Source organism: Acidocella aluminiidurans (assembly GCF_055383125.1).
Map to the genome: position 1 here is coordinate 1,831,653 of NZ_AP031589.1, position 11,906 is coordinate 1,843,558.

The 11,906-nt window shown below is 66.3% G+C and carries 11 protein-coding genes; 5 read left to right on the forward strand and 6 right to left on the reverse strand.

Translation table 11 applies throughout. The annotated features are described in order from the left end of the window. Positions 1-144: 144 nt before the first annotated feature. Positions 145-885, forward strand: coding sequence for an SDR family NAD(P)-dependent oxidoreductase (locus ACZ46S_RS09150; protein WP_464064254.1), 741 nt, complete (start codon positions 145-147; stop codon positions 883-885). A gap of 126 nt (positions 886-1,011) precedes the next feature. Here ACZ46S_RS09150 and ACZ46S_RS09155 read toward each other — a convergent pair whose 3' ends face one another. From ACZ46S_RS09155 to ACZ46S_RS09180, 6 genes are all read right to left on the reverse strand, one after another. Then, the gene (locus ACZ46S_RS09155) at positions 1,012-3,276 is read right to left on the reverse strand and encodes an adenosylcobalamin-dependent ribonucleoside-diphosphate reductase (protein WP_464064255.1); all 2,265 of its coding nucleotides are present in this window, start codon (positions 3,274-3,276) and stop codon (positions 1,012-1,014) included. A 261-nt stretch (positions 3,277-3,537) separates the two neighbouring features. Continuing rightward, positions 3,538-5,004 carry a sensor domain-containing diguanylate cyclase gene (locus ACZ46S_RS09160; protein WP_464064256.1) on the reverse strand — a complete coding sequence of 489 codons (1,467 nt, stop codon included), beginning with the start codon at positions 5,002-5,004 and terminating at the stop codon, positions 3,538-3,540. Between the two features lie 61 nt (positions 5,005-5,065). Further along, positions 5,066-5,464, reverse strand: coding sequence for a DUF2177 family protein (locus ACZ46S_RS09165; RefSeq protein ID WP_464064257.1), 399 nt, complete (start codon positions 5,462-5,464; stop codon positions 5,066-5,068). 12 nt (positions 5,465-5,476) lie between these two features. Further along, complete coding sequence (locus tag ACZ46S_RS09170; RefSeq protein WP_464064258.1) at positions 5,477-6,685, reverse strand: class I SAM-dependent methyltransferase; 1,209 nt, start codon at positions 6,683-6,685, stop codon at positions 5,477-5,479. After that, the gene (locus tag ACZ46S_RS09175; protein WP_464061465.1) at positions 6,682-7,446 is read right to left on the reverse strand and encodes a DUF1365 domain-containing protein; all 765 of its coding nucleotides are present in this window, start codon (positions 7,444-7,446) and stop codon (positions 6,682-6,684) included. Before ACZ46S_RS09175 ends, ACZ46S_RS09170 begins: the two co-directional genes overlap by 4 nt. Then, positions 7,443-8,750, reverse strand: coding sequence for an NAD(P)/FAD-dependent oxidoreductase (locus ACZ46S_RS09180; RefSeq protein ID WP_464061466.1), 1,308 nt, complete (start codon positions 8,748-8,750; stop codon positions 7,443-7,445). Before ACZ46S_RS09180 ends, ACZ46S_RS09175 begins: the two co-directional genes overlap by 4 nt. 76 nt (positions 8,751-8,826) lie before the next feature. On the opposite strand from ACZ46S_RS09180, the gene ACZ46S_RS09185 reads away from it, so the two are divergent. Genes ACZ46S_RS09185 through ACZ46S_RS09200 form a run of 4 tightly spaced genes read left to right on the forward strand, consistent with a single transcriptional unit; the run spans position 8,827 to position 11,868 of the window. Then, positions 8,827-9,447 carry a sigma-70 family RNA polymerase sigma factor gene (locus ACZ46S_RS09185; RefSeq protein ID WP_295741790.1) on the forward strand — a complete coding sequence of 207 codons (621 nt, stop codon included), beginning with the start codon at positions 8,827-8,829 and terminating at the stop codon, positions 9,445-9,447. Next, the gene (locus tag ACZ46S_RS09190) at positions 9,444-10,079 is read left to right on the forward strand and encodes a ChrR family anti-sigma-E factor (RefSeq protein ID WP_464061467.1); all 636 of its coding nucleotides are present in this window, start codon (positions 9,444-9,446) and stop codon (positions 10,077-10,079) included. Before ACZ46S_RS09185 ends, ACZ46S_RS09190 begins: the two co-directional genes overlap by 4 nt. Next, on the forward strand, positions 10,076-11,104 hold the full coding sequence (locus ACZ46S_RS09195) for an SAM-dependent methyltransferase (protein ID WP_464061468.1): 1,029 nt from the start codon (positions 10,076-10,078) through the stop codon (positions 11,102-11,104). The genes ACZ46S_RS09190 and ACZ46S_RS09195 overlap by 4 nt, the downstream gene beginning before the upstream one ends. Then, positions 11,101-11,868, forward strand: a complete 768-nt coding sequence (locus ACZ46S_RS09200) for a DUF1295 domain-containing protein (RefSeq protein WP_464061469.1) — start codon at positions 11,101-11,103, stop codon at positions 11,866-11,868. Before ACZ46S_RS09195 ends, ACZ46S_RS09200 begins: the two co-directional genes overlap by 4 nt. Positions 11,869-11,906: the final 38 nt, after the last annotated feature.

The following is an 11,906-nucleotide window of genomic DNA, read 5'->3' on the forward strand; positions in this document are numbered from 1 at the left end:
AGGCAGCAGCGCCCGGGAAGAGCGATGGCCCGCGGCATTACAATGCAAATTTTGTGCCGCGCCTGCGCCTGCGCCGACATGATATTGCCACGCCGCATCGCACAGCCCATCCTGGCCCCCGCCCAGCTGAAACAGGAGCCCTGAATGTCCGACCCGAAACCCGTTCTGCTGCTCACCGGCGCCAGCCGCGGCATCGGCCATGCCACGGTGAAGCTGTTTCAGGAGCGCGGCTGGCGCATCCTCACCGTCTCCCGCCAGCCTTTCTCGCCGGAATGCCGCTGGCCAAATGCCAGAGAGAGCCATCTGCAGGCGGATCTTGAGGATCTCGGCGGCATTGCCGGCTTGGCCGAGGCGGTCCGTGCCCGACTGGATGGCGGCAGGCTGCACGCTCTGGTGAATAATGCCGGCATCTCGCCGAAAGGCCCGGAGGGCGGGCGCATGGGGGTGATCGAGACGGATGCCGCGCTCTGGACCAAGGTGCTCAACGTCAATCTCGTCTCCACCGCCCTGCTCGCCCGGGCTTTGTTACCGGAGCTGGAGCGCGCCCGGGGCTCCATCGTCAATGTCACCTCCATCGCCGGGTCCCGGGTGCATCCGTTTGCCGGGGTCGCCTATGCCGCGTCCAAGGCGGCGCTGGCCGCGCTCACCCGCGAGATGGCGCACGAGTTCGGCAGCCGCGGGGTGCGCGCCAACGCCATCGCGCCCGGCGAGATCAGCACCGCCATCCTCTCCGAAGGCACTGACGAGCTGGTCGACGCGGAAGTGCCGATGAAGCGGCTGGGCACCCCCACGGAAGTGGCGCAGACCATCCATTTCCTCTGCACCGATGCCTCCTCCTACGTGAATGGGGCGGAAATCCACATCAATGGCGGCCAGCACGTGTAGGCGACACGGTGTCCACAAAAAACCCCGCCATTGGCGGGGTTTTTCAGGAGTTCAGCGCTGACTTTTTGTTGGAACGAGCAAGTTTGCCCGATCAAACGGGGCCGTTTGATCGGATGTCGCTCTCGTTCAGCCGCATTTCGACCAGCCGCATTGCACGCAGCTCAAACAGCCCGCCTCGCGCACCAGGCCGGGCTGGCTGCATTTCGGGCACAGGCTGCCCAGCGCGGTGCCGGTGGCTGGCGCCACCGCCTCAGCCCGCAGCTTGCCATAGGCCGGCTCATCATCCGGCAGGGTCAGGAAGCCGGTCTCGATCATATGCCGCTCGATCACATCGCCGATCGCCGCCACCAGAGACGGCACATAGCGCCCCTGCGCCCACTGGCCGCCGCGCGGGTCGAAGACCTGCTTCAGCTCCTCGGCCACGAACGCCACCTCGCCGCCGCGGCGGAACACCGCCGAGATCATCCGGGTCAGCGCCACCACCCAGGCATAATGCTCCAGATTCTTGGAGTTCACGAACACTTCGAAGGGCCGGCGCACGCCGTCTTGCTCGATGTCATTGATGGTGACATACATCGCATGCTCGCTGTCGGGCCAACGCAGCTTGTAGGTCGCCCCGACCAGACGGTCGGCGCGCGTCAGCAGCCCGAGCGGATCCTCCACCGGCTTCACCGGCGCGGGGGCCGCTTCAGGGGCCGGCGCAGGGGCGGAAACCGACAGCACAGAGCCGGTCACGTCATTCGGCCGGTAGGTGGTGCAGCCCTTGCAGCCGCTGCGATAGGCATCGAGATACACCTCCTGGAAGGCCTCGAAGCTGATATCGGCCGGCACGTTCACGGTCTTGGAAATCGCGCTGTCCACATGCTTCTGCACGGCGGCCTGCATGCGCACATGCTCGGCCGGCTCCAGATCCTGCGCGGTGACGAAATAATCGGGCAGCACCGCCTCGGCGCCGAATTTCTGGCGGTAAAGGCGCAGCGCGTAATCCGTCACCTCTTCCTCGCGGCGCGAGCCATCGCGCTGCAGCACCTTGCGGGTATAGGCCAGCGCAAAGACCGGCTCCACGCCGGAGGAGACGTTATCCGCCACCAGCGAGATCGTGCCCGTCGGCGCGATCGAGGTCAGCAGCGCGTTGCGGATGCCGTTCGCGGCGATGGTGTCGCGCACCTCTTCATCCAGCCCGGAAATGGTCTCGCCAGCCAGATATTTCGCCTCGTCATAAAGCGGGAAGGCGCCCTTTTCGGCGGCGAGATGGGCGGAGGCCAGATAGGCGGCGCGCTCCACCTGGCGGGCCCATTCGCTCGCCTGGGCGGCGGCTTTTTCGGTGCCGTAGCGCAGCCCGCACATCATCAGCGCGTCGGCCAGGCCGGTCATGCCCAGACCGATGCGCCGCTTCGCCTCGGCTTCCTTCGCCTGCGCCTCCAGCGGGAAGCCCGAGGCGTCGATGGTGTTGTCCATCATCCGGATGGCGGTGCCGACCAGCTTGGCCAGTTCCGCCTCGTCGATATGCGCGCCCTCTTCAAACGGGTTGCGCACCAGCTTGGCGAGGTTGATCGAGCCCAGCAGGCAGGCGCCGTAGGGCGGCAGCGGCTGCTCGCCGCACGGGTTGGTGGCGTTGATCGTCTCGCAATAATAGAGGTTATTGCGCTTATTGATCCGGTCGATGAAAATCACCCCCGGCTCGGCGTAATCATAGGTGGCGCGGGTGATCTTGTCCCACAGAGCGCGGGCCTGCACGGTGCGGTAGGTCTTGCCGTCGAATTTCAGGTCCCAGGGCGCATCCGCCTGCAATGCGGCCATGAAATCGTCGGTCACCAGCACGGAGCAGTTGAAATTGCGCAGCCGCCCGGGCTCGCGCTTGGCGGCGATGAAATCTTCCACATCCGGGTGGTCGCAGCGCATCACCGCCATCATCGCGCCACGGCGCGCGCCGGCGGACATGATGGTGCGGCACATCGAATCCCACACATCCATGAAGGAGAGCGGGCCGGAGGCATCGGCGCCAACCCCGCGCACCAGCGCGCCTTTCGGGCGCAGCGAGGAGAAATCATAGCCGATGCCGCCGCCCTGCTGCATGGTCAACGCCGCCTCGCGCAGATGCGAGAAGATCTGGCCCAGATCATCCTCGATCCGGCCCATCACGAAGCAGTTGAACAAGGTCACGCGGCGCGCGGTGCCGGCCCCGGAGAGGATGCGCCCGGCGGGAATGAAGCGGAAATCCTGCAGCGCCTCGAAGAAAGGCTGCTCCCAGCGGGCCGGCTCTTTCTCCACCTCGGCCAGCGCCCGGGCGACACGGCGCCACATATCCTCGACCGTCAGGTCGATCGGCGTGCCGGTCTCATCCTTCAGCCGGTATTTGGAATCCCAGATCTGCGCGGAAATCGGTGCCATGCTCTCCAATATGGAACGCTTGCTGGTTTCTGACACCGTAAAATCCGCCGGAATATCCATATTGCTTGCTCCCATCTGGCATATCCGCGCCGAGGGGCGGCGCGGAGACTCGCGTGAGGCCACACCATAGCTCGGCCTTTATCGCGTCGCCAACACTAGATGTTGATTTTGTGGCAGAATTATCTGCGCCCGAACGGCCTTTTTAACTTGACGGCGGCCACAGCGGGCAGGCTAGGATTTTGCCCCCAAAACTCTTGAGGCTTAGAGTCTTGACCGCCGGTCCAGCTCCGGCGCCGTCGCGTAAAAGGCCCGTTTATCGGCATACATGGCGCTATCCGCGCGCTGAATCGCCGCCTCCAGCTTTTCACCGGCCTTGCAAACCGCCATGCCGACGGAGAGAACCAGCCGAGTCTGGGTGGAATGGAACTGATTATTCAGCTCGGTCACCCGCGCCAGATCGCTCAGCACCGCCTGAGCCTCCAGCGCGCTCTTGCCCGGCAGCAGGATCACGAACTCATCCCCGCCAATGCGCGCCGCACAGCCCGGCTTCTCCACCACCTGCGTCAGAATCTCACCGATCCGGCGCAGCATCGCATCCCCGGCGGCATGGCCGGATTCGTCATTCACCTGCTTCATGCCGTTGAGGTCGATCAGGATCACCGAGACCGGGAACGGCCCCTTGCGCTCCAGCCGGTTCACCTCATCCATATAGAAGCTACGATTATAAAGCCCGGTCAGCACGTCATGCTTGCCGAGATATTCCAGGTAGGCCTCGGCCTTCTTGCGGGCGGTGATGTCGGTGAGCGAGACCAGCACTTTCGACCAGTCCTTCTCATGCCCCGGCATCACCGAGAATTGCAGGATCAGGTTCAGCGCTTCGCCATCCAGCCGGTAATTCAGCACCTCGCGCTCATGGCGCAGCCGGCCCTCCCACAACGCCACCAGCTGCTCGGCGAAAAACCCGCGCATCTCGTCGCGGAACACCTCATCCAGCCGCGCGAGCAGATCCGCCTTGTCGCGCGCCTGAAACAGCCTGAGCGTGTGAATATTCACATCCAGCACATGGATATCCATCATGCACATCTCAACGAAATCAGGATGCACATCGATGAAGGTGCGGAAATCGACGATGCCGCGATGGCGCAGCTCGTCCAGCCGGGTCTTGATCAGGCTGAAATTTTCAAACCAAAGCGAGACCGGCGAGTCATTGAACATCGCCCGCGCCTGCAGCTCGCTGGCCTCCAGCTCCCGGCGCGCATCCTCCTGGGCCGAGACATCCTCGATGGCGACGATCACCCGCGACCAGCTCTGCGTCTCATCCGGGAGAATCCGGCCATTCACGCGGATATCGATCCGTGTCCCATCCAGCCGGTAATTCATCGTGGTGGTGGTGAACCGCGTCTGGCCGCGCCAGATTTGCAGCAGCTCCTGGGCGTAGGGGGCCAACGCATCGTCACGAATGATCACGGCAAGATGCGCCGTCAGCTCCTCATGGGTTTTCGCCCCCAGCATATCCAGCGCGCTTTGATTGACCCGCAAAATCTTGATCGAATGGGCGCAGCGCTTGATCTCGTGAGGATGCGCGGCCAGGTAGGCTTCGAGATCCTCTATGCCCTCCCTGCGCCACGCCGCCATGATCAGCTTGAGGGCGCTGAGATCCTCCTCCCACAACGCGACGGGCATCAATTCGAAATAGTCGCCAGGATGGAGGTCGGGCAGCGCGGACATGGAAACTCATTCCCAAATTCCCGCGACGACGTCAAAGCCTGACCGCGACAGGAAGGCTACGTCAGCTCCGCAGCAGCCATTGGCAGATCATGCACGCCACCGTGGCGGCGGTCGCCGTTGCGAACGCCCCCCAGGCGAGGTCGGCCAGGGTGATCACCGTCGGCCAGCCCCGCATCGTCGCCTGATTGGTCAAATCGTAGGTGGCGTAGGCGATCAGCCCGAACACCGCCCCGCGCCACAGCGCCATCGCCGGGCGCGGCGCGGGCAGCACCGCGAAAATGACGATCCCGGCGACATAAAGCCCGTAGAAGATGATCGCCGGCGCCGGCCGGACCTGCTCCGCCAGCAGCCCGCGCAGCAGGGGCTTATAAAGCCTGGGACCCATCTGGCTCAGCCAGACCGCATCCAGCCCCAGAAACACCAACGCGCTCGTCAGATAAGCCAGACCGAAGAATTTCACCCGCGTCCCCCCTCAGCCTTGCAACTCATAAAGCCCGACATCGACGCTGCCGGTGAGAAACCCCGCCTCGCAATAGCAAAGGTAATAATCCCAGAGCCGGCGGAAGCGCTCATCGAAGCCCTGCCCCTCCAAGGCCGGCCAGGCGGCGGTAAAGCGCTCCCGCCACGCCGCCAGTGTACGGGCATAAGAGGCGCCGAAATGCCGCACCCGGCCCGGCACCAGGCCCGCCGCGCGCGCCTGCGCCGCAATCTCCGCCTTGGCCGGCAGCATCCCGCCGGGGAAAATATGGCTCTGGATGAAATCCGGGCTGCGCCGATAGGCCGCGAAGCGTTCGGCGGCGATGCTGATCACCTGCAACACTGCCTTGCCGCCCGGTTTCAGGCGCTGGCGCAGGGTCTGGAAATAGCCGGGCCAATAGGCCTCGCCCACGGCCTCGAACATCTCCACCGAGACGATGCGGTCATAGCGCCCGGCCTCGTCGCGATAATCGCGCAGCACCAGCTCCACCCGTTCCTCAAGCCCGGCATCGCGGATCACCTGCTGCCCCCAGGCCAGCTGCGCCGGGGAAATGGTCAGCCCGGTCACCTTCGCCCCCTGCTGGCCCAGATGCCGCGCCAGCGCGCCCCAGCCGCAGCCGATTTCCAGCACGCTCTGCCCCGGCTCAACCGCCAGCCACTCTGCGATCAGCGCCAGCTTCGCCGCCTGCGCCGCCTCCAGCGTCGCCGCGCCGCCCTCATACAGGCCGGATGAATAGAGCATGGTTTCATCCAGCCAGCGCGCGAAGAAGCCATTGCCGAGATCGTAATGCGCCATGATGTTGCGCCGGGCGCCGGCCCTGCTGTTGGCCCGGCGCTTATGGCGCAGCCCTTGCAGCGCCCGCAGCGGCGCGGAGAGCGCGCCTTCCGCCTGGCCGCTGAAATTCAGATTGCAGATCTGCAGCAGCGCGCTGAGATCCGGGCTGCTCCAGCCGCCGTCGATATAGGCGTTGGCGAAGCCGGTATCGCCCTCAAGCGCCAAAGCGCGCAGCAGCCGCCAATCATGCAGCACCAGCCGCGCCTGCGGCCCGGGCAGATCACCCTGCACCTCCAGCCTGTGGCCCTCAGGCGTCACGCAGACCAGCCCGCCATAGCGCAACCCCGCGATGGCGCGGCGCAACAAGGCGGTTCTCCAGCCGCGCCGGCCTTCGGCATGGATCATGGCGGGCTGAACGATGTCACTCATGCACGTCTCCTGGAACGGCTATAGCCCTGGCTGATCTCGTCACGGGGCGCGGCTGGACGCGGCCGCAGCCCGATCCCCTTGCGCCAGATCTTCAACGCTTCCCAATGGATGGCGGCCAGCACCTTCAGCCCGGCCCAGGGCTGGGCCAGCACCAGCCGCAGCAACGCGGCATCGGTCAGCGCCGTCCGGCGCCCGGCCATGGTGGCGCGCAGCATCACCCCTTGCGCATCGGCCACGGCGATATGCAGCCCCAGCGCGGCGCCGGGCGGCTGCAAGGTGAAGCTGTAGCGCAGCCCCATCTCCATGAAGGGCGAGACGTAAAATATCTTCTCCGCCCCTTGCCGGATGGCGCCGTCCTGCTCTGCGACCGGGCAGAGATAGCTGTGGCGCTGGCCGAAGGTATTATTGACCTCATACAGCACCGCGCGCAGCACACCGTCGGAATCATGGCACAGAAACAGGCTCAGCGGGTTGAAGCCCAGCCCGAGGATGCGCGGCATCGCGAGCAGGGTAATCCGCGCCGCTCCCGCCTGCAGCCCCGCCGCAGCGAGATGGTGCTCCACCCAGCCCCGCAACGGCGTGGTGCCGTCGCCATGGTCGGTGTCGCGAAAGCTCACCAGATTGAAGCCGCCGCGCGAAAACAGCCGCAGGCGCGGCATCGCATCGAGATCCAGCAGCAGATACGGCACCTGATAGGCCAGGCTGTGCTGGCGAGGCCGGGTGCGGGTATGGGTGACCCAGACCGGGTAGAGCGCGTTCACCCGGCCACCTCGAAGGCGGGCCGCGGCGCGATACGGGCTGATTCGCCCTCCACATTCCAGGGCCGGCGCGGCGCGCCCAGCGCTTCCGCCACCGCGAGCCCCGCCTGCAGCCCGTCCTCGTGAAACCCCGCCCCCCACCAGGCGCCGCAGAACCAGGTCCGGCGCAGCCCCTGCACCTCCCAGATCCGCGCCTGCGCGCGCAGCGCCGCGACGTCGAAAACCGGGTGGGTGAAAATTTGCCGCAGCGCCACGTCGCGTAACGCCCGGGTCGGGTTGAGGGTGACGAACCAGTCCCGCCCCGCCAGGCCCTGCAGCCGGTTCATCCAATAGGTCACCGCCACATGGGCATCGCCACCCGTGTAGTTCCAGGCGGCCCAGGCGGCGCGGCGCCGGGGCATCGCCGCCGCATCGCCATGCAGCACCACCTCGTTCGCCGTGGTGCGGAAACTGCCCAGAATCTGCGCCTCCGTGGCGCAGGGATCGGCCAGCAGGGCGAATGCCTCGTCCGCATGACAGGCCAGCACCACCTCGTCGAACCCCTCTTCCGCGCCATCCGCCAGGCGCAGCGCCACACCGCCAGGCAGGCGCCGCAGCCGCGCCACCTTCTGCCCCGCCCTTACCTCACCCGCGAACGCCGCCCGTAACTTGGCGACATAAGCCTGCGAGCCGCCCGCCACGCTGCGCCAGACCGGGCGGCCGGTGAGCTTCAACAGCCCATGATTTTCACAGAACCGGATGAAGGCAGCGGCCGGCAGATCCCCCGCCGCTCCCGCCGGGCAGGACCAGACCGCCGCGATCATCGGGTAAAGATGGTCCTGCAGAAACGCCTCGCTATAGCCGCCATGGCGCAGATAATCGCCCAGGCTTACCCCGGCCAGGGCGGCGGCGTCGCCCGGCGCGCGCTTATAGAAGCGCAAAATTCCCCGCAACATCGACCAGAATCGCGGCCGCAGGGCATTGGCCGGTTGTGCGAACAGACCGCGCAGATCCGTCCCCGCATATTCAAGCCCGCCTTCGCGCAGCGAAACCGAGAAGGACATATCCGTCGCCCGCGTCTCCACCCCCAGATGCGCGAACAAGGCGGTGAGATTGGGATAGGCCGGCTCATTATAGACGATGAAGCCGGTATCGATCTTCGTGCCCTCGACCTCGACCGTATGGCTGTGCCCGCCCAGCCGGGGCAACGCCTCGAACAAGGTGACATCATGCGCGCGCGACAGCGCCCAGGCACAGGACAGGCCAGAAATGCCAGCCCCGATCACAGCGATACGCCGGCGCCCGGCAGAAGAAACAATCGCGTCCATGTTTTAAATACGCGGTCCGCGGGGTTTCGGATCAACCGGCTTGATCCAATTTAGACAACGTATCGTATAGTGGTCTGTGAATGCTTTTGCTCCTCCTTCTGCCGCCCGCCGCGCCCCGCCGCAGGCCTTGCCGGTGAACCAGGCCGGCGGCCCCGCCCCGGATGCGGCGACCTTGGCGGCATTGATCCGCCGGGTCGCCACCGCGCGCGACAAGCAGGCCTTCGCGGCCTTGTTCAAGCATTTCGCCCCCCGGGTGAAATCCTTTCTGCGCCGCGCCGGCATGGAGCCCGGCGCCGCCGAGGAGGTGGCGCAGGAGGTGATGATCCTGCTCTGGCGCAAGGCGGAGCATTTCGACCCCAGCCGCGCCGGGGCCGCCACCTGGGTATTCGCGATTGCCCGCAATGCGCGCATCGACCATGCCAGGCGCGCCAAGGGTCTGCCCCCGCAACCCGAGCCGGAGCCCGAAGCGGCGCCTTCGGCCGAAACCCTCACCCTCGCCGCCGAGCAGGCCGCCCGCCTGCGCGGCGCCATCGCCGAACTCGGCCCTGAACAGAAACAGATCGTGCAGCTCTTCTTCTTCTCCGACACCCCCCACGCCGCCATCGCCAGCGCGCTCGATCTGCCGCTGGGCACGGTGAAATCCCGCATCCGCCTGGCCATGGCCAAGCTGCGCTCCAGCCTGGGAGAGGTACCGTGATCCTGCACCATCCCAGCCCGGAGACGCTGCTGGCTTACGCCGCCGGCACCCTGCCCGCCGGCCAGTCCCTCGTGGTGGCGGCCCATGCCGAGGGCTGCCCGCATTGCCGCGCCGAAATCGCCCGTCTGGAGGCCATCGGCGGCGACATGCTGGAGGACATGCCGCCGGAATCCCTGGCGCTGGATGCCTTCACCGATACGCTGGCGCGGCTTGACCAGCCAGCGCCGCGCAGCCCGGCCCTGCCCCGCCAGGCGGATCTGCGCCTGCCCGCCGGCACCCTGCCGCGGATTCTGGCGAGTGCCGAGATCAGCCGCTGGCTCTGGGTGGCGCCAGGCGTGCGCTATAGCCGCGTGCGCCTGCCCTGGGCGCCGAAGGATAATGTCATGCTGCTGCGCGTCGCGGCGAATAAGCGCGTGCTCGCCCACAGCCATGGCGGCGCCGAATTCACCCAGGTGCTGCATGGCGATTTTCATGACGAAGCCGACCGGTACACCGCCGGCGACCTCATTGAGGAAGACGAACACACAAACCACCAGCCCCATGCCGGGGACCAAGGCTGCCTTTGCCTCGCCTCGCTGGATGGGGGCTTGCGCCTGCCCTGGCTCACCCGGTTGATCAGGAGATCCGCATGACCGCTTTCGCCGCCCGCCTCTCCGCCCTCGCCGAGCGCGCGCCGCTGCCGGACGCGCTGATCGGTCTTGGCATCAACCGTCTGGTGGCGCGCACTAGGCGGGCCCTGGACCTGGCCCCGCCTTCCGGCGCCAGCTTCGCCGCCGGCATGGCCGCCTTCCCCATCGCCGCCCATGCCAGCACCGCCAATGCCCAGCATTACGAGATCCCGGCCGAATTCTTCGCCCTCTTCCTCGGCGAACGGCGCAAATATTCGAGCTGCCTCTACCCGACTGGTCGGGAAACGCTGGATCAGGCCGAGCTGCACGCGCTGGAGGAAACCATCGCCCATGCCGGCCTCGCCGACGGGCAGGAGATTCTAGAACTGGGCTGCGGCTGGGGCTCGCTCAGCCTGTTCATGGCGGCGCGCTTTCCCGGCGCCCGCATCGTCGCCGTCTCCAACTCTGGCTCGCAGCGCCAATATATCGAAGCCGAGGCCGCCGCCCGGGGCTTGGCCAATCTGCGCGTCATCACCGCCGACATGAACGAATTCTCCACCGATGCGCGCTTCGACCGCGTCGTTTCCGTGGAGATGTTCGAACATATGGCCAATTGGCGCGCCCTGCTCACCCGCGTGCGCGGTTGGCTGAAGCCAGAGGGACGGCTGTTCATCCATGTCTTCGCGCATGAGCGCCAGCCCTACCGCTTCGACCATGAGGACGAGGCCGACTGGATCGCCCAGCATTTCTTCACCGGCGGCATCATGCCCAGCCACGATCTGATCACCCAGTTCCCCGATCTGTTCACGCTGGAGCGGGACTGGCGCTGGAACGGCAGGCATTACGCCCGCACCGCGAAACACTGGCTGCAAAATTATGATGCGCGGATCGACGAGGTCCGGAAAATCCTCGCCGCCACCTACGGCGCCGAGGCGCCGCTATGGGAGCGCCGCTGGCGGCTCTTCTTCCTCGCCACCGCCGGGCTGTTCGGCCATGCCGGCGGCAAGCCCTGGGCGGTGAGCCATTATCTGCTGGCGCCCAGCGCATGATCCTCTGCCTCTATGCCGGGCTGGCGGTGACGCTGGCCATGGCGGCGGGGTCGTTTCTGCAGCGGGCTTTGAACAATGCCGGCTGGGTGGATGTGGTCTGGACTTTTTCCACCGGCCTCGCCCTGGCCGGCGTGGCCCTGGCCGCCCCCGGCGCGCTCTGGCGGCATGCGCTGCTGGCGGGGTTGATGCTGGTCTGGTCCTTACGGCTTGGGCTGCATGTGGCGCTGCGCGTCGCCAGCGGGCCCGAGGATGCGCGTTACGCGCAGATGCGCAAGGATGCAGGCGCTGGCTTCCAGAAACAGATGGCCTGGCTGATGTCCGGCCAGGGACCGGTCTCCGGCCTGCTCTCGATCAGCCTCTATCTCGCCGCCGCCCAGCCCGATCCAGGCCTGCGCCCTGGCGATGTGCTGGGCGTGCTGATCCTGCTGCTCTGCCTTAGCGGCGAAGCTTTGGCCGATGCACAGCTGCGCGCCTGGCGCGCCCGCCAGACCAGCCCTGGCGGCATCTGCGAGGACGGTCTCTGGCGCCTCTGCCGGCATCCGAATTATCTGTTTGAGGCTTTGCTCTGGCTGGCGTTTCCGGTGATGGCGATAAATGCCGAGCCGCTTTCCTGGCTGTCGCTCATCGCGCCAGTGTTGATGTTTCTGGTGTTGCGGTTCCTCACCGGCGTGCCGCCTTTGGAGGCGTCAATGCTACAGAAGCGCGGGGAGGCTTATAGGGCCTACCAAGCACGCAGCAACGCGATGTGGCCGCGTTTTTCATGAGGACTTTTTGAAAAAATGCCCCACCCCTCCGGCGACAT